The following is a 19,530-nucleotide window of genomic DNA, read 5'->3' as shown; positions in this document are numbered from 1 at the left end:
GTCATTGGTTCGAGCTTACTTGATCTGGGCACGCTTGCCTTGGCCCAACGCATAGACTTCCGGCGAACGCTTACGCGAGGCTTCAGGCTTGCGGATGACCACCTTGTCGTAACGGCGGCGCATTTCCTTCACGTAATCGTCAAACCCTTCACCGTGGAACAGCTTGATCAGGAACGCGCCACCGGTCTTGAGGTGGTTGTCGGCAAAATCCAGAGCAAGTTCAGCCAGATACATCATGCGCGGCTGGTCAACCGCATCCACACCACTCTTATTGGGGGCCATGTCGGACAACACAAGGTCCACGGCCGCACCGTCGAGCATGCCCTCAAAGGTAGCCAGCACCTGTTCATCACGGAAATCCCCGTGCAGGAAGTCCACCCCGGCCAGCGGCGGCATGTCCAGGATGTCCAGGGCAAACACACGACCCTTGTCGCCCATCTGCCGGCGCACCTGCTGCGACCAGCCACCCGGGGCAGCCCCAAGGTCGACCACCACCATGCCCGGCTTCAGCAAGCGGTCACGTTGCAAGAGTTCTTCAAGCTTGTAGGCGGCACGCGAGCGCATGCCCTCGGCCTGGGCCTTCTTCACGAAGGGGTCGGAAAAATGCTCTTTCAACCAGCGTTGGCTACTTTGACTGCGCGACATCGGGCAATACGGAGGTTCGGGGCGGCCATGATACCCTGATCGTCCCTAGCAACCTGTCATTACTGCATGTCCATCCAGCTTACCTCCGCCCAAACCCGTTTCCTCCGTGGCCAGGCCCATGATCTGAAGGCTCTGCTCCAGACCGGAGGCAAGGGTGTCAGCGAGGCGTTTCTTGCCGAGCTGGACCTTGCCCTGGAGCAGCACGAACTGATCAAGGTCAAGGTTGCCGCCGAAGACCGTGACAGCCGCAAGGAACTGATTGCCGTGATCGTGGAAGGCAGCAATGCCGCCCTGGTCCAGCATATTGGCCACACCGTGGTGCTGTACCGTCCGAGCAAGGACAAGCGTCAGATCGTCCTGCCGCGCGGCTGAGCCCTCCATGCATTTCAGCCACGACCGTCCCGATTACACCTATGCCCTGCGTGCGGCCGATGGCCAGCGCGCCAAGGTCAATGATCGCGTGCTCACCGCCAGTTTCGCCGTTGCCCCGGACCAGCTGCTGGAAAGCTGGGCGGTCAGCGATGCGCGCGCCCTGCGCGAGGAGGACCTGCAGCCGCTGCTGGCCATGGGCCCGAGCGTGCTGATCCTGGGCACCGGACAGGACCAGGTGTTCCCGCCGGCGGCGGTGATGGCCTACTGCCTGTCGCGCGGCGTCGGCATTGAAGTGATGAACAACGCCTCGGCCGCACGCACCTACAACGTGCTGGCCAGCGAGGCACGCAAGGTGGTCACCGCGTTGATCCTGCCCGGTTGATCCTGAGCCGGCGCCGGCGCGTGCGCTGCCCTGCATCCAGCAAAAAGCCCGGCCTGAGCCGGGCTTTTTGCTGGACCATAACCGCGGCAAGGGTCTCAACGGCGCGGCAGGTACTGCAGCGGATCCACCGGCTTGCCGTTGTGGCGGATTTCAAAGTGCAGCATGTCACGGGCGGCACTGGTACGGCCCATTTCGGCAATCTTGTCGCCGGCACGCACGCTTTGGCCTTCGTTGACCAGGCGCTTGCGGTTGTGGCCATAGGCGCTGAGCCACTGGTCGTTGTGCTTGATGATGATCAGCTCGCCGTAACCGACCAGGCCGGCACCGGAATACACCACCGTGCCTGCGGCCGCAGCGCGCACGTCATCGCCACTGGCACCGGCAATGTCCACGCCCTGCTTGGTGGCATCACCGTTGACGAAACGCCCCACCAGCGCACCATCGGCCGGCCAGCGCCAGCTGATGCCGGAAATGGCCGGGGTCGTGGTGGACGCTGCCGGCGTGGTGGCCGGACGCGTCGCTGCCGTGCTGCCGGTGCTGCTGCCCGAGGTACCGGCAGTGGCCGGGCGCGAGGCAGTGGCCGTGCTGCCACTGGAGGCCGTGCCCGGGTACAGGCGCAACACCTGCCCCGGGTGGATGTTGGACGGATTGCTCAGGTTGTTCCAGGCAATCAGGTCAGCCGGGGTGATGGAATGGATGCGTGCCAGCGCATACACCGTGTCGCCCTTGCGGATGGTCACCGTCTGCCCGGGCTTGGCCACCGAACGTACCGGCACACTGGAAGCGGCGGCACTGCTGCCACTGCTGCTCTGGCCCGGATACGGGCGCACGGTCGCCGTGCCGCAGGCACTGAGCATTGCCGCAGCCAGCATCGAGCCAGCCATCCATTGCAACCGCTTGCTGCGGTTCGCTTCGATCATGTTGTTGCTCCTGGATACATCAAGCCGGACCGGCTGTGCCGGACCGCGCTCGATCAACCTGAAAAATGTTGCCACAGCCCGTGCACGGCTGCACCACCGCCGCCGATGAGGAAGCTGAAGTAGACAACAGTGGCGATGTTGGCCAGGTGACCCAGCGCAATCGCACCACCGTCACGCTGGATCATGCCGATGGCGTACAGCAGCAAGGCCAGGCCGGGAATGGTGTTGCTGAACGGAATGAAGCCGAACGGCGCCATCAACAGCAGCGCGGCGGCAATGAAGCACAGGTTGTTGAACAGCTCCATCACGCGCCCATTGGCCAGTTGCGGCAGGCGCTGCGGGCGACTGATGCGCTCGAGCCGGCCGATCCATACCAAGCCACGATTGAGTGCCGGGCGCAGTTTTTCGGTGGCCAGCGGACGCTGGGCCAGACGCTGCGGCAACCACAGCGGCCGACCGCTGACCCGGCTGATGCCTATCAGCAGGATCGCCCCTCCAAACACCGTACTCACCCCGGGAATGGACACCGGGATCAGGAACACCAGGGTCATCATCACCGTGAGCAGCAGCAGGCCTTCATCGCCCACGCGCTTGAGCAGCTCGTCCAGGCGCAGGAAGTCAGCCGGCAGCTCGTCGATCAGCCGCGCCACCTGCTGCCCCAGCGAACCTTCGCCGGCGGCATTGTTTGTTTGATCGGTCATGTTCAATCCAGCAATCCCGCCAGCAATGGGACAAAGGTCACCGGTGCCAGTACCTGTTGTTCCAGCTGACCATCGGCCAGGCGGGTGATCTGCAGCAACGACTGGGCATTGCCCGCGCCGGCCACCGGTGCAACCAGTCGACCACCCACGGCCAGCTGGTCGACCAGGCCATCCACCAGGGCCGGCGCTGCAGCAGCGGCGGTGACCACGATGGCGTCGAACGGGCCATGCTCGGCCCAGCCCAGATGGCCGTCATCGTGCTTGCTGCGCACTTCGATACCGAGCGAGCGGAAACGCTTGCGCGCCTGCCGCAGCAGGTCACCGATACGCTCCACGGTGTGGACCTCCATGCCCAGCGCGGCCAGCACCGCGGCCTGGTAGCCCGAGCCGGTCCCCACTTCCAGTACCTTGCGTGGCGCCACCTGCTGTACCGCCTGGGTCATGCGTGCCACCACCCAGGGCTGGGAGATGGTCTGGCCATGGCCGATCGGCAGGGCGGTGTCCTCGTAGGCACGGCTGGCCAGCGCCTCGTCGATGAACAGGTGCCGCGGCACCAGCCGGATCGCCTCCAGGGTGGCCTCGTCACTGATCCCGTTCTCGCGCAGGCGCTCGACCAGACGGTCGCGCACGCGCTGGGAGGTCATGCCGATGCCGGCGGCCTGCGCCGGCAAACGGAACGCTGCCTTCACTGCGCCACCTCCAGCGACGCATCCAGCCCGCTGACCCAGCCGGCCACCTTTTCCAGTGACTGGAAACGGGTCAGGTCGACATGGATCGGGGTGATGGCCACATGGCCGCTGCGCACGCTGTGGAAATCGGTTCCCGGGCCGGCATCGGCCTCCGCGCCGGCCAGGCCGATCCAGTACACGACATTGCCGCGCGGGTCGGTATGCGGCACACAGCCCTGGGCGCGGTGGCGGTTGCCCAGCCGGCCGACCTCGAAACCGCGCAACTGCTCGTACGGCAGGTCGGGCACGTTGACATTGAGGATGGTGTCGCTGGGCAGCGGATCGGCCACCAGGCGGGCCACGATTTGCACGGCGGCGCGGGCTGCGGTTTCAAAATGCTGGGGCTGGTGGTTGCGGCTGACCAGGGACACGGCCACGGCCGGCAGGCCGAGGAAACGCCCTTCCATCGCCGCCGACACGGTGCCCGAATAGATCACGTCATCGCCGAGGTTGGCCGCATTGTTGATGCCGGACACCACGATGTCCGGCTCCTGCTCCAGCAGGCCGGTCAGGGCCAGGTGGACGCAGTCGGTCGGCGTGCCTGCCACCGCATAGGTGTGCGGGTCGACCCGGCGCACGCGGATCGGCAGGTCCAGGGTCAGCGAATTGCTGGCACCCGAACGGTCGCGATCCGGCGCCACCACGGTCACTTCGTGTCCGGCCTGGCGCAGGTGGCTGGCCAGTACAGCGATGCCTTCGGCATCGACACCATCGTCGTTGGAAACTAATACGCGCATGGGGTTCCTCGATTACCACCCCATGATAACGGCCCAACTGCCCCCGTGCTTGCTTGATTGCCCTGCTCAGGTAGGCTGTGTGCCATGTTTCCCGAAGATGATGAGGATCCGGCGGCCCTGTTCCGCTGGGCGATCGGCGAAGTGACGCCGTTGCCCGAGCAATCACCGTCGATCCCTGCCCAGCAACGCCCCCGTCCCAAGCCACGCGCACGCATGGCCGAGCAGGACGAGGCGCTGGCGCGCGGCGAATTTGCCCGCCTGCTGCAGTCCGCCTTGCCGGTGGAAGGCGGCGACGTGCTCAGCTACCGGCGCGACAGCCTGCCCAACCGCACCCTGCAACGCCTGCGCAAGGGCCAGTATTCGGTGCAGGACGAGCTGGACCTGCACGGCGCCAGTGCCGCCCAGGGCGAGCGCCTGTTGCGCCAGTTCCTGATCGAGGCGCATGCGCATGACTATGGCTGTGTGCGCATCATCCACGGCAAGGGCCTGCAGGCCGATGGCGGCGCCCCGGTGCTGAAGAACTTGGTGGACCGCCTGCTGCGCCTGCGCGCCGATGTCCTGGCCTTCCATTCGGCCCCGGCCAACCAGGGCGGCACCGGTGCGGTCCTGGTACTGCTGGCCCGGCAATAGCAACACCACCTGCGACAATCACCGGCAGGCGGGTGCTTGCGCACACCCGCGGCGATCAGCCCGCCGGCGTGTCCACTGCCTCATCGGCATTGCCGGCAAGCGGGGTCCGCGCACGCGCGGCCTGGCCGGCATCCACCGCCTCGCCCAGCTCGTGCACCAGAGCGGTGGCATAGCAGCCCGGCGGCAGGGCAAAGCGCAGCTGCAACACATCCTCGCCCAACCATTGCCAGGACAAACCGTCCGGCTTCAACCGCAAGGAGCGTCGCTCCTGGCGCAACTCGGCCTTTTCCAGCCCGGCGCGCAGACGCAGGGCCACCTCGTCAGCCAGGGCCTGCTCTTCCAGTTCACGAGCGGCACCGCTGCTGCGCAGCTCGCCCTCACCCCACAACGGGGCCGAAGGATGGATGTCGAAACCGGCCAGACGCTCGGCCAATGCCGACGTGAACTCCTCCGGACCGAACACGCTGCGGCTGCCATTGAGCTGCCAGACCTCGCCTTCCAGCGCGCTGTCCCAGTTGCCGGCAGCCACGCGGGCGGCCAGCACCTGGTTGAACAACTGCGAGCGGGCTGCCGAGAGCAGGATCGAACGCTGGTCACGACGCACCCGGCGCCCGGCAAACATGGCCAGGGCCTGGCCGATATTGCCGCCACCGTGGCCGAAACGCTGCTCGCCGAACCAGTTGGGCAGGCCGCGGGCAGCGATCTGCTCCAAACGCGTCTGGATAACTGCACGCTCACCCTGCACCTGGCGCAACACCAAGGTGAAACGGTTGCCGGTCAGCGCACCGCGCTGCAGCTTGCGGTTGTGCCGCGCCGCTTCCAGCACACGTACACCTTCCGGGGCGAAGCTGGCCGGGTCCGGCGAATCCTTGCCCGGCAGATGTACCGAAAAGCGCTGCACGGTCAGGGCATGACGGTCCTTCTGACCGGCATAGCTGACCGCCATTTCGCCCACGCCAGCCCACTGTGCCAGCCACTTGGCCACCTGCACGGTGTTCTGGCCGCGTTTTTCGATGGTCAACAACAGGTGCTCGCCATCGCCACTGGGGGCAAAGGCCGGCAACTCGGTGACCTGGAAATCCTCGGCACTGCTGCGCAGCACCGCCTGCATCACCGCAGGGCCAAAAGCACGCGGAAGATCGCTCACGGGGCAGCCACCAGCAATACGGCCGCCTGCGCGGCAATGCCCTCGCTACGGCCGGTAAAACCCAGCTTTTCGGTGGTGGTGGCCTTGACGCTGACCCGGTCCAGTGCAATCCCCAGCCCGCTGGCAATGCGTTCGCGCATGGCCTGGGCATGCGGGCCGACCTTGGGCCGCTCGCAGATCACGGTGACATCGGCATTGCCCACCTGCCAGCCACGCTCGGCCAACAGGCTGTTGCAATGGACCAGGAAGGCCATCGAATCGGCGCCCTTCCAGCGTGCATCGCTGGGCGGGAAATGCTGGCCGATATCACCCAGGGCCAGGGCACCGAGCATGGCATCACACAGGGCGTGCAGGACCACGTCACCATCACTGTGGGCCAGCACACCGCAGCTGTGCGGCACGGCCACACCACCGAGCATCACGGCATCGCCGGGGCCGAAGGCATGGACGTCATAACCGGTACCGATACGGACCGGCGGGAAAGGGGTATTGCTCATCACAGCCTCCTGGGCGCGACACGCACGCGGGCTGGGATCAGGCGCGGCGGGAAAGTTCAAATTCGAAACGGGCCAGGTCGGCCGGGGTGGTGACCTTGAAATTGTCCTCGGCACATTCGATCAGCAGCGGGCGCAGGCCCAGCCGTTCGATGGCCATGGCCTCATCGGTGACGTCCACACCGGCAGCACCGGCTTGTTGCAGCGCGCGCACCAGCTGGTGGCGGCGGAACATCTGCGGGGTAAAGGCGCGCCACAGGCGCTCGCGCGGTTCGGTGGCATCGATGCCGCCGTCATTGCCGGCACGCTTGAGGGTGTCGCGCACCGGCGCGGCAAGGATGCCGCCGACCGGATCGGCGCGCCCCACTTCCAGCAGGCGGGTCAGGTCGGACTGGCGCAGGTTGGGCCGGGCCGCATCATGGACCAGCACGAAGTCATCGGCGCGCACACTCTCGGGCAGGGCCAGCAAGCCGGCCAGTACCGAATCGGCACGGGTGGCCCCACCGGAGCAGGTCAGCACCGGTTTGTCGCCCAATGCGGTCCAGCCCGGCCAGTCGGCATCGTTTTCGGCGATCACCACCATCACCCCGGCCACGACCGGGTTGCCCAGCAGTGCCGCCAGGGTGTGGGCGATCACCGGCTGGCCACCGGCATCCAGGTATTGCTTGGGCACCGCCCCCCCAAAACGGGTGCCGCGGCCCGCGGCCGGCACCACCACCCAGATCGCCGCGCTCATTGCCCCACCCCGCCGGCCAGCGGCGCTTGCGGCTGTGCGGGCGGCAGGCCGCTGGATTCAACCACGCGATAGAACTTTTCGCCCGGCTTGATCATGCCCAGCTCGCTGCGGGCACGCTCTTCGATCGCACTCTCGCCGTCCTTCAGGTCCATGACCTCGGCGGCGAGGGCGTCATTGCGCTGTTGCAGACCCTCGTTGTCGCGCTTTTGCGCATCCACCTGGGCCTGCAGTGCCTGCACCTGGCCCGAATTGCCCGGGCCAAGCCAGAGGCGATGCTGCAGCAAGCCAACCACCAGGGCCAATACCAGCAGCAGCCATCGCCAGTCTCTCATCGCACGTCTCAGCGCTTGAGCGACACGAACGCATCACGGCCGGCGTAGCGGGCCTGGGCACCCAGCGCCTGCTCGATGCGCAGCAGCTGGTTGTACTTGGCCACACGGTCAGAGCGGCACAGCGAGCCGGTCTTGATCTGGGTGGCGGTGGTGGCCACGGCGATGTCGGCGATGGTGGTGTCTTCGGTCTCGCCGGAGCGGTGGGAGACGATGGCCGCATACTGGTTGCGGTCGGCCATGGCGATGGCCTCCAGGGTCTCGCTCAGGGTGCCGATCTGGTTGACCTTGATCAGGATGGCGTTGGCGGTGCCCGACTCGATGCCTTCGGCAAAGATCTTCGGGTTGGTCACGAACAGGTCGTCGCCGACCAGCTGCACCTTGCCACCAATGCGCTCGGTCAGCAGCTTCCAGCCGGCCCAGTCGTTCTCGGCCAGGCCGTCTTCGATGGTGATGATCGGGTATTGGTTGGTCCAGTCCGCCAGGAAGTCGACGAACTGCTCGGAAGTCAGGCGCTTGTTCTCGCCGACCAGGTTGTACTTGCCGTTTTCGAAGAACTCGCTGGAGGCCACGTCCAGGCCCAGCAGGATGTCCTCGCCGGCGGTGTAGCCGGCCTTGCCAATGGCTTCCAGGATGGTGTCCAGGGCTTCGACGTTGGAACGGAAGTCCGGGGCAAAACCGCCCTCATCGCCCACCGCAGTGCTCAGGCCGTGGCCCTTGAGCACGCTCTTGAGCGAATGGAAGATCTCGGTGCCGGCACGCAGCGACTCGGAGAAGGAATCAAAACCGACCGGCAGCACCATGAACTCCTGGAAGTCCACGTTGTTGTCGGCATGCGCGCCGCCATTGATGATGTTCATCATCGGCACCGGCAGGGCCGGAGCAACGCCGGTCTTGCCGGCCAAGTATTGCCACAGCTGCTGGCCGGCAGCGGCAGCAGCGGCGTGGGCAGCAGCCATGGAAACACCCAGCAGGGCGTTGGCGCCCAGGCGGCCCTTGTTCTCGGTGCCGTCCAGGGCAATCAGCCTGGCATCCAGGCCGGCCTGGTCGGCGGCGTCAAAACCGGCCAGCGCGGCGGCGATGGTGGTGTTGACGTTGTCCACGGCGTTGCGCACGCCCTTGCCCAGGTAACGGGTCTTGTCGCCATCGCGCAGTTCCACTGCCTCCTTGGTGCCGGTGGAAGCACCGGACGGCACGGCCGCGCGGCCGAAGGCGCCGTTGGCCAGGGTGACTTCAGCTTCCAGCGTGGGGTTGCCACGGCTGTCGAGGATTTCACGGGCGTGGATGCTGCGGATAGCGGTCATAGCGAGGTCGTTACCGTCAATTTGGAAGAAGGCCGGTCGGGCCGGCGGCAATTATCCCCTGCCCGGTGGCTTTGCGCCAAATCCAGACAGGACGTGCGGGCACATCACAACAAAAAACGGCACCCGAAGGCGCCGCTTTTGCAAACCACAGGATCAGGCGAAGCGCGAGAAACCGTGTTTCTTGGTCACTGCATCGAGCTCCATCAGGGTCTCCAGCAGTTCCTCCATGCGATCCAGCGGCCAGGCATTGGGGCCGTCGGACAGCGCCTCGCACGGATTGGGATGGGTTTCGGCGAACAGGCCGGACACACCCACGGCCACCGCCGCGCGTGCCAGCACCGGTACGTGTTCACGCTGGCCACCGGAACTGGTGCCCTGCCCGCCCGGCAGCTGTACCGAATGGGTGGCATCAAACACCACCGGGCAGCCGGTCTCGCGCATGACGCTCAGCGAGCGCATGTCGCTGACCAGGTTGTTGTAGCCGAAGCTGGCACCGCGCTCGCAGACCATGATCTGCTCGTTGCCGGTGGACTTGGCCTTCTCCACCACCGGCTTCATGTCCCACGGTGCCAGGAACTGGCCCTTCTTGATGTTCACCGGCTTGCCGGCCGCGCACACCTTCTTGATGAAGTCGGTCTGCCGGACCAGGAAGGCCGGGGTCTGCAGCACGTCCACCACCGAGGCCACTTCGTCCATCGGGGTGTATTCGTGCACGTCGGTGAGCACCGGCACGCCGATCTGCTTCTTGACCTCGGCCAGCACCTTCAGCCCCTCTTCCAGGCCCGGGCCACGGAAGGCGGTACCGGAGGTGCGGTTGGCCTTGTCGAAACTGGACTTGAAGATGAAGTTGACCCCCAGCTTGCCGGTGATTTCCTTCAGCTTGCCGGCGGTGTCCAGCTGCAGCTGCATCGATTCGATCACGCAGGGGCCGGCGATCAGGAACAGCGGCTGGTCCAGACCAACCTCAAAGCCACACAGTTTCATGTTGTTTCCTCATTGGCATTGGCGCCATCACCTGGGCCAGATGGTGGCACTGCCGGCAACAAGCAAGGCCTGTTGCCGGCGGCGGCGATCGGTCAGTCAGCCTTGGCGGCCTTGCAGGCGCGCGCGGCAGCGATGAAACCGATGAACAGCGGGTGGCCGTCACGCGGGGTGGACAGAAACTCCGGGTGCGCCTGGCAGGCCAGGAACCACGGATGGGCAGCGCGCGGCAGCTCGACCACTTCCACCAGGGTGTCATCCATCGACTTGCCGGCGATCACCAGGCCGGCATCCTCCAGCTGGGTGCGGTAGCGATTGTTGAACTCGTAGCGGTGACGATGGCGTTCAGCCACCACATCCTTGCCGTACAGCTCACGGGCCAGCGTGCCCGGCTTCAGGCGCTGCTCCTGCAGGCCCAGGCGCATGGTGCCACCCAGATCGGACTTCTCGTCGCGCTTTTCCACTTCACCGGTAGCGGTGCGCCATTCGGTGATCAGGCCGATCACCGGGTGCACCGACTGGCGGTCGTTCTCGGTGGAATTGGCTCCTTCCAGGCCGGCCACGTGACGGGCGTAATCCACCACCGCGGCCTGCATGCCATAGCAGATGCCGAAGTACGGCACGCCGTTCTCGCGGGCATAGCGGGAGGTCAGCACCTTGCCTTCAAAGCCACGGTCACCGAAGCCGCCCGGCACCAGGATGCCGTCCACATCAGCCAGGGCCGACATGTCACTGCCTTCCAGGTCCTGCGCTTCGAGCCACTTCAGGGTGACCTTGGTGCGCTGGCGCAGGCCGCCGTGCTTGAGCGCCTCGGCCACCGACTTGTAGGCGTCCTGGTGGTCGATGTACTTGCCGACCACGGCGATGGTGACCGCATCGTCCGGGTTCACGGTCGCATCAACGGCCGCCTCCCACTCGTGCAGGTCGGCCGGGCCGACCTTCTCGCGCAGGCCCAGCTGGTCGATCACGATCTCGTCCAGGCCCTGGCCGTGCAGGCCCATCGGGATCTTGTACAGCACGTCAACGTCCGGCACCGAGATCACCGCACGCTCGGGCACGTTGGTGAACAGCGAGATCTTGCGGCGCTCGCCATCGGGAATGGCATGCTCGGAGCGGCACAGCAGCACGTCCGGCTGGATGCCGATCGAACGCAGTTCCTTGACCGAGTGCTGGGTCGGCTTGGTCTTCAGCTCACCGGCTGCGCCGATGAACGGCACCAGGGTCAGGTGCATGAACAGCGCCTTGGAGGCGCCGCGCTCGGTACGCACCTGGCGGATGGCTTCCAGGAACGGCAGCGACTCGATGTCACCGACGGTGCCGCCGATCTCCACCAGGGCCACGTCAAAGCCTTCGGTGGCCGCATCGATGCAACGACGGATTTCGTCGGTGATGTGCGGGATGACCTGCACGGTGGCGCCCAGGTAGTCGCCACGGCGCTCCTTGCGGATCACGTTCTCGTAGATGCGGCCGGTGGTCACCGAGTTCTTGCGGCTCAACCGGGTACGCACGAAACGCTCGTAGTGGCCCAGGTCCAGGTCGGTCTCGGCACCGTCATCGGTGACATACACCTCACCGTGCTGGAACGGGCTCATGGTGCCCGGATCGACATTGATGTAGGGGTCCAGCTTCATCATCGTGACCTTCAGGCCACGGGCTTCAAGAATGGATGCCAGCGAAGCGGCAGCGATGCCCTTGCCAAGCGAGGAAACCACACCACCGGTAACAAAAATCAGGGGAGTCATGGGGCTTAAAGCCTCCCGGAAACGAATATGTGAAGGGCACCAGCAGCCACCAGGGCCACTGAGGACGGAACTAAAAAAAGTGCGCCCCGAGTCGAGTCGGGGCGCACGGACAGCGGCAGCAAGCCTTACGGCTTGCGCTTGGTTTCCTCTTCTTCCTCACGCGGCGGCGGGGCCTGCTCGCCACGCGCACGGTGCGCGGCAGCGGCAGCAGCGCGACGGGCGGCGCGGGCTTGGGCATCATCGGTGGGCTTTTCGGCCGACGCGGCGTCAGCCTTGCCGGCAGCGGCCGGCGGGGGATTGCTGGCCAGTACCACCGGGACGGCGACAGCGGCGCCCACAAGGGCGGCAAGAGTCAGCAGGGTGCGGGGCTTCATGGCAATCACTCCTTTTGATCGGAGGCCGGCCTGGTACGGCGAAAAGCGCTCGTACTGTCCAACCGGGTGGCAATGATACCGCGTTCGGGCCGCACTGGCACTGAACATGTGGGGTGCAAAATTCTCCCTTAGCCGCCACACTTGCCCGTCAACACATCGCTACACCGCCCATGAACACCCGTTATAACGCCGCAGACATCGAAGTCCTTTCCGGCCTTGACCCGGTCAAGCGCCGTCCCGGCATGTATACCGACACCTCGCGCCCGAACCACCTGGCGCAGGAAGTGATCGACAACTCGGTCGACGAAGCCCTGGCCGGGCATGCCAAGTCCGTATCGGTCACCCTGTTCAAGGACGGCAGCTGCGAGGTGGCCGATGACGGCCGCGGCATGCCGGTGGACATCCACCCGGAAGAAGGCATCCCGGGTGTGGAACTGATCCTGACCCGCCTGCATGCCGGCGGCAAGTTCTCCAACCGCAACTACACCTTCTCCGGCGGCCTGCATGGCGTGGGTGTGAGCGTGGTCAACGCGCTGTCCACCCTGGTGGAGATCCACATCAAGCGTGACGGTGCCGAGCACCACATCACCTTCCGCAACGGTGACCGCGCCAGCCCGCTGGAAGTGGTCGGCTCGGTCGGCAAGAAAAACACCGGCACCCGGCTGCGCTTCTGGCCCGACCCGGGCTATTTCGACAGCCCCAAGATCAACGCCCGCGCCCTGCGCCACCTGCTGCGCGCCAAGGCCGTGCTGTGCCCGGGCCTGACCGTCACCCTGCATGACGAAGCCACCGGCGAGACCGAGACCTGGTTCTACGAGGACGGCCTGAGCGATTACCTCAAGGCCGAGATCGGCGAGCGCGAGATCCTGCCGCCGAGCCTGTTCGTGGGCAGCGTGAAGAAGGAAACCGAAGTGGTGGACTGGGCCCTGGCCTGGGCCCCGGAAGGCGAGCTGGTCCAGGAAAGCTACGTCAACCTGATTCCCACCGCCCAGCACGGCACCCACGTCAACGGCCTGCGTACCGGCCTGACCGAAGCCCTGCGCGAGTTCTGCGACTTCCGCAACCTGCTCCCGCGCGGGGTCAAACTGGCCCCGGAAGACGTCTGGGACCGCGTCACTTTCGTGTTGTCGATGAAGATGACCGACCCACAGTTCTCCGGCCAGACCAAGGAGCGCCTGTCCTCGCGCCAGGCGGCCGCCTTTGTCGAAGGCGCGGTGCATGACGCCTTCGCCCTGGCCCTGAACCAGAACGTGGAAATGGGCGAGCGCATTGCCCAGCTGGCCATCGAGCGCGCCAGCGCGCGCCTGAAGACCGAAAAGCTGGTGGTGCGCAAGAAGGTCACCGCCGGCCCGGCCCTGCCGGGCAAGCTGGCCGACTGCATCAGCCAGGACCTCTCGCGCACCGAACTGTTCCTGGTGGAAGGTGACTCGGCCGGCGGCAGTGCCAAGCAGGCGCGCGACAAGGATTTCCAGGCCATCATGCCGCTGCGCGGCAAGATTCTGAACACCTGGGAGGTGTCCTCCAACAGCGTGCTGGCCAGCGAGGAAGTCCACAACCTGGCCATCGCCATCGGTTGTGACCCGGGCAAGGAGGACATCGCCGGCCTGCGTTACGGCAAGATCGTGATCCTGGCCGATGCGGACTCCGACGGCCTGCACATCGCCACCCTGCTGGCCGCCCTGTTCCTGAAGCATTTCCCCTCGCTGGTGCGGGCCGGCCATGTGTTCGTGGCGATGCCGCCGTTGTTCCGCATCGACCTGGGCAAGCAGGTGTTCTACGCCCTGGACGAGGACGAAAAGCGCGCCGTGCTGGAGAAGCTGGCCCGTGAGAAGGCCAAGGGCCAGCCCAGCGTGACCCGCTTCAAGGGCCTGGGCGAAATGAACCCCTCGCAGCTGCGTGAATCCACCATCCACCCCGATACCCGCCGCCTGGTCCAGCTCACCGTGGATGACAGCGAGCAGACCGTGGCCCTGATGGACATGCTGCTGGCCAAGAAGCGTGCGTCTGACCGCAAGGGCTGGCTGGAAACCAAGGGTGACCTGGCCTCGCTGGACGTCTGAGCGCGCACTGTCCCGGGGCGTGGCAACACGCCTGCGGGCAGAAGCCGGCCGCCGCCCACCCTTGCACGATCGACAGGACCTGCCCGAAACGGCAGGTTTTGTTTTGCCCGGCCACCGCCACCAGGCGCAGCCGGCCAAGGACAGCTACCGACAGCCCACCAAGCGCCGTGCACGCAGACAACAAAAAGCCCGCCGATTGGCGGGCTTTTTGTCTTGCAGGCAAGGCGAATTGCTGGCGGCAGGGCTTATGCCCAGCCCATCATTTCCATGCCCTTGAGGATGATCCAGGCGCACAGTGCCGAGGCCGGGATGGTCAGCACCCAGGCCCACAGGATGCGCTCGATCACGCCGATCTTCAGCGAACGCGGGTTCTTGGCAAAACCCACCCCCATGATCGCGGTGGAGATCGAGTGGGTGGTGGACACCGGCATACCGAAATGGGCCGCCGCCACCAGGATGGTGGCCGAGCCGGTCTCGGCAGCAAAACCGTGGATCGGATGCAGCTTGACCATCTTGTGACCCAGGGTCTTGATGATCTTCCAGCCGCCCGAGGCCGTACCGGCCGCCATGATCACCGCACAGGTCAGCACGATCCAGGTGGCAATGGCCTGGCCATCGTTGGCAGCCGGATGCATGAAGGCCAGCCACGACGGCAGGTCATCGAGCACACCGGTTGCCTCGGCACTGATCAGGGTCATGGCGATGATGCCCATGGTCTTCTGCGCATCGTTGTGGCCGTGGGCATAGCCCATGAAGGCCGCCGAGGCGATCTGCGCCTTGCCGAAGAACATGTTGACGATGCGCGGACGGGCCAGACGGCCGATCCAGCCACCGGCCTTGGCCAGCAGCGAAATCGCCCCCCACAGCAGGCACATCACCACGATGCCGAGCACAAAGCCGGCCACCGGCGAGGTGATCATCGGCAGCACGACCTTCCACAGGATGCCCTTGTTCTGGGCCCAGCTGCCCAGCTGTTCGGACCACAGCAGCGCATCCCAGTTGTTGGCAGCCGCTGCCAGTGCCGCACCGCACAGGCCACCGATCAGCGCATGCGAAGACGAGGACGGCAGCCCCTTCCACCAGGTGATCAGGTTCCAGACGATGCCACCAAGCAGCGCGCACAGGATCACCTGCGGGGTCACCAGGACCACATCGGTATTGATGATGCCGTTGGCAATGGTCATCGCCACAGCCGTGCCGGTCAGCGCACCGATCAGGTTCATCACCGCGGCCAGCATCACTGCATGGCCTGGCGAAAGCACCTTGGTGGCCACCACGGTGGCAATGGAGTTGGCGGTATCGTGGAAGCCGTTGATGAATTCAAACACCAGGGCTGCCAGGATCACCACCAGGACGAGGGTGAGCATCGTGCGCCCCCGTCAGCTGTTTTTCAGCACGATCTGGTAGGCCACCACACCGGCGCCACGGCAGCGGTCAATGGCCTTTTCCAGGATCTCGAAGAATTCCTTGAGCAGGAACATCTGCAGATGGTCCAGACGACCGGAATAGATGTCCCGGTACAGCTCCAGCATCAGGCGGTCCGCTTCGTTTTCCAGCGAGCGCAGCTTTTCATTCAGCGCGGTCATGCGGTCCAGGTTCATGTGGCGCAGGTCGGCCACCATTTCCACCACCACGGCGGCAGCCTGTTCCAGCATCGCCGCACGCGGGGCGAAATCGATCTGGTCCAGGTGCTTGACCGCCAGCGAGTAACGATCGGCGAACTTCTCGATCTGCTTGGGAATCTTGTACAGGGCCGAGCCCAGTGCTTCGATGTCCTCGCGCTCGATCGGGGTCATGAAGCTGTCCACCAGCTCCTTGGCCACCTTTTCAGAAGTGGCACGGCCACGCAGACGGGCCAGCTTGAAAGCATCCAGCGCGGGCTGGGATTCCCCTTCGCGCATCATGGTGTGCAGCGCCTTGGCGCTGTCATAAGCCGCTTGGGCGGCATCGTCCAACAAGACATAGAACTGCTTGCCGGACCCGAAAATGGTCTGCAGAGAGAACATAGGAAACCTGGAGGTCGCCATCACGGAGGGGATGGCATCAAGGCGCAATTATGACGCCGCGATGGCGTTTTTGCGAAATTTCGATGGCGCCAACCGCCCGTTGGCTGAACGGATGTTTACGCAACACCCACCTGCTCTGCTAGCATCCTGAGCGCACCTTCGGGTGCAACCTATGGAAGACGACCCTTATCCAACGCAGGTGCCGGCCGCTGCAACAGCCGCCCGCACCGACCATTCACGCCCGCTTCCCTGGGCCATCAGCCGGGGGAAGACCCGTGTTTGAGTTTCTGATTGTCATCGCGCTGATTCTGCTGAACGGCTTCTTTGCCATGTCCGAAATGTCGGTCATGACCTCGCGCAAGAGCCGCCTGAAACAGCAGGCCAGCCAGAGCCAGCGTGCCGCCCGCGCCCTGGCCCTGGCCGAAAAGCCCGAGGCATTCCTGTCCACCGTGCAGATCGGCATCACCCTGATCGGCATCCTGACCGGTGTGTTCGGTGGCGAATCGATCGGCCGCGAACTGGCCACCATGATCCAGCGCATCGCGCCGGAATTTGCCTACCCCGAAACCGCCGGCAAGGGCGCAGCGGTCGCCTTGATCACCTACCTGACGCTGATCTTCGGCGAACTGGTGCCCAAGCGCCTGGCCATCACCCGCCCGGAACAGATTGCCGGCGTGGTCGCCGTGCCGATGGCCTGGCTGGCCCGCCTGGCCTATCCCTTTGTGTGGCTGCTCTCGCGCTCCACCCGCCTGGTCCTGCGCACCCTGGGCCTGGGCAAGGAACAGGCCGATGCGGTGACCGAAGAGGAGATCCGCATGCTGGTGGCCGAAAGCCACGAGGCCGGCGTGATCGACAGCCAGGAACGGGACATGATGAACCGTGTCATGCGCCTGGGCGACCGGACCGCCGAAAGCCTGATGACCCCGCGCAACCGCATCGCCTGGCTGGATACCCAGCATGACCAGGAAGCCAACCTGGAATCGATGCGCGAGCACGCCTTCTCCCGTTACCCGGTCTATCGCGGCAATGACCAGGACATCGCCGGCATCCTCGAGGTCAAGACCCTGCTCACCCACGGCCAGGGCGACGGCCTGTTCCAGAACCTGCGCGAGCCGGTGTATGTGTCCGAATCCACCCATGCGATGAAGCTGCTGGAAATCTTCCGTGAGGAACACCAGTCCATGGCACTGGTGGTGGACGAATACGGCGAGATCCAGGGCCTGGTCACGGTCTCCGACCTGATGGGCGCAGTGGTGGGCCGGCTGCAGGTGGTCGACCATGATGATGACGCCCCGCTGGTGGTCACCCGCGCCGACGGCTCGCTGCTGGTGGACGGCTCGCTGCCGGTGGAGGACCTGCGTGAACTGATGGCCGGGGCCGAGCTGCCCGACGCCGAGGAGGCGACCTACAACACCGTGGCCGGCCTGTGCATCGATCGTTTCGGCCGTATCCCGCAGACCGGCGAATGGCTGGACCTGTCCGGCTGGCGCTTCGAGGTGATCGACCTGGATGGCGCCCGCGTGGACAAGATCCTGCTGCGCCAGCTCAGCGACAGTGACGATGACGACCGCACCCCGTGATCCGGGCGCGGCCGGGGTGCCGCGCAACGAGGGCATCCGCACCCTGCTGGCCATGGCCAGCCAGGGCGATGGCGAGCAGCACCTGCATATCCAGGATGTGCTCGGCGGCCTGGCCCAGGGCGCCTTCGGCATGTTCCTGCTGCTGGCCATCCTGCCGGCCTTCATCCCGCTGCCGGGTGTGGCCGGGGCCCTGAGCGGCCCGCTGGTGATGTTGATCGGTGCGCAGATGCTGGTCGGCCTGCGCAGCCCGTGGCTGCCTGCGCCGATCGCCCGTCGCGGACCGCGCCGGCGCACCCTGCACCGCTTTGTCAGCAAGTTGCAGCGCCCCCTGACCTGGCTGGACAGCGTGCTCAAGCCGCGTCTGGCCCTCACCATCGAACCGCTGGCAGCGCGCCTGTTCACCGGCGCCCAGCTGATCCTGCTCGGCCTGCTGCTGTCGCTGCCGATTCCGTTCACCAACTACCTGTTCGGCTTCCAGCTGATGCTGTTTGCACTGGCCCTGCTCGAACGCGACGGGCGTCTGATGCTGCTCAACTGGCTGGGCGGGGTGGCGGCCATCGCCTTTTTCGGCATCAGCTCCGGGCAGCTGTTGACCTACCTGACCCGCCTGGCCAACGACCTGTTCAACTGAGCGATTGCCAGGCCTGCATGGCCAGGGCAAAGGAATGCCGGCGTGCGGCCGGGTCATGGATGTTGGCGGTGATCATCAGCTCATCCGGCGCCAGTTCGTCCACCACCGCCCGCATTTGCGCCGCCACGTCGGCCACATCGCCCACCGCCGAAACCGCCAGCGCCCGCTCCACGCCAGGGCGTTCGTGCGGCAGCCAGACCTGGTCGATGTCATCCACCGGCGCCGGCAGCTTGCCGATCGCACCGCGGCGCAGGTTGACGAACAACTGCTGCAGGCTGGTGAACAGATGGCGCGCCTGCTCGCGGCTGTCGGCAGCGACCACATTCATGGCCACCACCGCATACGGGCTGGCCAACCGCGCCGAAGCACGGAACTCACTGCGGTACACCGCCAGCGCGGCGCGCAGCTGATCCGGGGCAAAGTGCGAGGCAAACGCATATGGCAGCCCCAGATGGGCCGCCAGGCGCGCGCCGAAGGTACTGGAGCCGAGCATCCACACTGGCAGGCCGTCACCGATGCCGCCACCGGGCACGGCCTGCACCGCCTGCCCGGGCTGTACCGGGGCCAGGTAATGCAGCAGCTCCTGCACGTCCTGCGGGAAACGGTCGGCCTGGTCGTTGTAACGGCGCAGGGCGCGGATGGTGGCGTGATCGGTCCCCGGTGCGCGTCCCAGGCCCAGATCGATACGCCCCGGATACAGGCTGGCCAGGGTACCGAACTGTTCGGCCACCTGCAGCGGACTGTGGTTGGGCAGCATGATGCCGCCGGCGCCCACGCGGATGCGCGAGGTCAGCCCGGCCAGGTGACCGATCAGCACCGAGGTCGCCGCCGAGGCCACACCGGGCATGTTGTGGTGTTCGGCCAGCCAGTAGCGGTGGTAGCCGAGCTGGTCGGCCAGGCGGGCCAACTGGCCCATGTCGGCAAAGGCCTGGGCAATGCTCTGGCCCTCGCCCACCGGGGCCAGGTCAAGCAGGGAAAGCGGGATCATCGGCCACTCCGGCAAGATGCCGCTACCGTGCCTGACAGCGCAG

At 65.8% G+C, this 19,530-nt stretch carries 21 protein-coding genes and 1 pseudogene; 6 read left to right on the top strand and 16 right to left on the bottom strand.

Going from position 1 to position 19,530, the window contains the following annotated elements:
• Positions 1 to 15 precede the first annotated feature (15 nt).
• The gene (rlmE, locus tag ABB30_RS07130; RefSeq protein ID WP_057637615.1) at positions 16 to 645 is read right to left on the bottom strand and encodes a 23S rRNA (uridine(2552)-2'-O)-methyltransferase RlmE; all 630 of its coding nucleotides are present in this window, start codon (positions 643 to 645) and stop codon (positions 16 to 18) included.
• Between the two features lie 66 nt (positions 646 to 711).
• Here rlmE and yhbY point away from each other — a divergent pair, with 66 nt between their 5' ends.
• Entirely contained in the window at positions 712 to 1,017 is a 306-nt protein-coding gene (yhbY, locus tag ABB30_RS07125; RefSeq protein WP_057637614.1) for a ribosome assembly RNA-binding protein YhbY, read from the top strand.
• Between the two features lie 7 nt (positions 1,018 to 1,024).
• Complete coding sequence (locus ABB30_RS07120) at positions 1,025 to 1,399, top strand: Mth938-like domain-containing protein (protein WP_057637613.1); 375 nt, start codon at positions 1,025 to 1,027, stop codon at positions 1,397 to 1,399.
• A gap of 95 nt (positions 1,400 to 1,494) precedes the next feature.
• Here ABB30_RS07120 and ABB30_RS07115 read toward each other — a convergent pair whose 3' ends face one another.
• From ABB30_RS07115 to surE, 4 genes are read right to left on the bottom strand one after another with little or no spacing between them, the layout of a single operon-like run.
• Complete coding sequence (locus ABB30_RS07115; protein WP_245626445.1) at positions 1,495 to 2,319, bottom strand: peptidoglycan DD-metalloendopeptidase family protein; 825 nt, start codon at positions 2,317 to 2,319, stop codon at positions 1,495 to 1,497.
• A 53-nt stretch (positions 2,320 to 2,372) separates the two neighbouring features.
• Positions 2,373 to 3,020 carry an exopolysaccharide biosynthesis protein gene (locus tag ABB30_RS07110; protein ID WP_057637612.1) on the bottom strand — a complete coding sequence of 216 codons (648 nt, stop codon included), beginning with the start codon at positions 3,018 to 3,020 and terminating at the stop codon, positions 2,373 to 2,375.
• 2 nt (positions 3,021 to 3,022) lie between these two features.
• Positions 3,023 to 3,664: a protein-L-isoaspartate(D-aspartate) O-methyltransferase gene (locus ABB30_RS07105; RefSeq protein WP_057637633.1), complete on the bottom strand. Its 642-nt coding sequence runs from the start codon at positions 3,662 to 3,664 to the stop codon at positions 3,023 to 3,025.
• Between the two features lie 41 nt (positions 3,665 to 3,705).
• Positions 3,706 to 4,485, bottom strand: coding sequence for a 5'/3'-nucleotidase SurE (gene surE, locus ABB30_RS07100; RefSeq protein WP_057637611.1), 780 nt, complete (start codon positions 4,483 to 4,485; stop codon positions 3,706 to 3,708).
• 84 nt (positions 4,486 to 4,569) lie between these two features.
• Between surE and ABB30_RS07095 the strand changes: the two genes are divergently transcribed.
• On the top strand, positions 4,570 to 5,115 hold the full coding sequence (locus ABB30_RS07095) for a Smr/MutS family protein (protein WP_057637610.1): 546 nt from the start codon (positions 4,570 to 4,572) through the stop codon (positions 5,113 to 5,115).
• A 55-nt stretch (positions 5,116 to 5,170) separates the two neighbouring features.
• Here ABB30_RS07095 and truD read toward each other — a convergent pair whose 3' ends face one another.
• The 8 genes and pseudogenes from truD to ABB30_RS07055 all read right to left on the bottom strand — a co-directional run bounded on the left by truD (position 5,171) and on the right by ABB30_RS07055 (position 12,222).
• Positions 5,171 to 6,262 (bottom strand): tRNA pseudouridine(13) synthase TruD, encoded by a 1,092-nt coding sequence (gene truD, locus ABB30_RS07090; RefSeq protein WP_083489747.1) that lies wholly within the window; start codon positions 6,260 to 6,262, stop codon positions 5,171 to 5,173.
• Entirely contained in the window at positions 6,259 to 6,759 is a 501-nt protein-coding gene (ispF, locus tag ABB30_RS07085) for a 2-C-methyl-D-erythritol 2,4-cyclodiphosphate synthase (RefSeq protein WP_057637609.1), read from the bottom strand. The genes truD and ispF overlap by 4 nt, the downstream gene beginning before the upstream one ends.
• A 43-nt stretch (positions 6,760 to 6,802) precedes the next feature.
• Positions 6,803 to 7,492: pseudogene (ispD, locus tag ABB30_RS07080) on the bottom strand (2-C-methyl-D-erythritol 4-phosphate cytidylyltransferase); the annotation flags it as partial.
• Positions 7,489 to 7,824 carry a cell division protein FtsB gene (ftsB, locus tag ABB30_RS07075; RefSeq protein ID WP_057637607.1) on the bottom strand — a complete coding sequence of 112 codons (336 nt, stop codon included), beginning with the start codon at positions 7,822 to 7,824 and terminating at the stop codon, positions 7,489 to 7,491. The gene ftsB and the pseudogene ispD, both read right to left, overlap by 4 nt.
• 8 nt (positions 7,825 to 7,832) lie before the next feature.
• Positions 7,833 to 9,125, bottom strand: a complete 1,293-nt coding sequence (eno, locus tag ABB30_RS07070; RefSeq protein ID WP_057637606.1) for a phosphopyruvate hydratase — start codon at positions 9,123 to 9,125, stop codon at positions 7,833 to 7,835.
• Between the two features lie 153 nt (positions 9,126 to 9,278).
• Entirely contained in the window at positions 9,279 to 10,109 is an 831-nt protein-coding gene (gene kdsA / locus ABB30_RS07065; RefSeq protein WP_057637605.1) for a 3-deoxy-8-phosphooctulonate synthase, read from the bottom strand.
• Positions 10,110 to 10,201: 92 nt separating this feature from the next.
• Positions 10,202 to 11,848, bottom strand: coding sequence for a CTP synthase (gene pyrG / locus ABB30_RS07060; RefSeq protein ID WP_057637604.1), 1,647 nt, complete (start codon positions 11,846 to 11,848; stop codon positions 10,202 to 10,204).
• A 125-nt stretch (positions 11,849 to 11,973) separates the two neighbouring features.
• Positions 11,974 to 12,222 carry a hypothetical protein gene (locus ABB30_RS07055; RefSeq protein WP_057637603.1) on the bottom strand — a complete coding sequence of 83 codons (249 nt, stop codon included), beginning with the start codon at positions 12,220 to 12,222 and terminating at the stop codon, positions 11,974 to 11,976.
• A gap of 170 nt (positions 12,223 to 12,392) precedes the next feature.
• Here ABB30_RS07055 and parE point away from each other — a divergent pair, with 170 nt between their 5' ends.
• Positions 12,393 to 14,282 carry a DNA topoisomerase IV subunit B gene (gene parE, locus ABB30_RS07050; protein WP_057637602.1) on the top strand — a complete coding sequence of 630 codons (1,890 nt, stop codon included), beginning with the start codon at positions 12,393 to 12,395 and terminating at the stop codon, positions 14,280 to 14,282.
• A gap of 245 nt (positions 14,283 to 14,527) precedes the next feature.
• On the opposite strand, the gene ABB30_RS07045 is transcribed toward parE, so the two are convergent.
• Positions 14,528 to 15,649 (bottom strand): inorganic phosphate transporter, encoded by a 1,122-nt coding sequence (locus ABB30_RS07045; RefSeq protein WP_057637601.1) that lies wholly within the window; start codon positions 15,647 to 15,649, stop codon positions 14,528 to 14,530.
• A 12-nt stretch (positions 15,650 to 15,661) separates the two neighbouring features.
• A complete protein-coding gene (locus ABB30_RS07040) occupies positions 15,662 to 16,288 on the bottom strand; it encodes a DUF47 domain-containing protein (protein WP_057637600.1) in 627 nt (208 codons plus the stop codon).
• 275 nt (positions 16,289 to 16,563) lie between these two features.
• Between ABB30_RS07040 and ABB30_RS07035 the strand changes: the two genes are divergently transcribed.
• Together ABB30_RS07035 and ABB30_RS07030 are read left to right on the top strand one after the other, a co-directional pair.
• Complete coding sequence (locus ABB30_RS07035) at positions 16,564 to 17,868, top strand: hemolysin family protein (RefSeq protein WP_057637599.1); 1,305 nt, start codon at positions 16,564 to 16,566, stop codon at positions 17,866 to 17,868.
• Positions 17,849 to 18,499: an exopolysaccharide biosynthesis protein gene (locus ABB30_RS07030; RefSeq protein ID WP_057637598.1), complete on the top strand. Its 651-nt coding sequence runs from the start codon at positions 17,849 to 17,851 to the stop codon at positions 18,497 to 18,499. The genes ABB30_RS07035 and ABB30_RS07030 overlap by 20 nt, the downstream gene beginning before the upstream one ends.
• On the opposite strand, the gene ABB30_RS07025 is transcribed toward ABB30_RS07030, so the two are convergent.
• The gene (locus tag ABB30_RS07025) at positions 18,492 to 19,487 is read right to left on the bottom strand and encodes an LLM class flavin-dependent oxidoreductase (RefSeq protein ID WP_057637597.1); all 996 of its coding nucleotides are present in this window, start codon (positions 19,485 to 19,487) and stop codon (positions 18,492 to 18,494) included. The genes ABB30_RS07030 and ABB30_RS07025 overlap by 8 nt on opposite strands.
• Positions 19,488 to 19,530: the final 43 nt, after the last annotated feature.

The organism is Stenotrophomonas ginsengisoli, assembly GCF_001431485.1.
GTDB lineage: Bacteria > Pseudomonadota > Gammaproteobacteria > Xanthomonadales > Xanthomonadaceae > Stenotrophomonas > Stenotrophomonas ginsengisoli.
The sequence above is the reverse complement of the archived record's forward strand: the minus strand, read 5'-3'. Positions and strand labels throughout refer to the sequence as shown.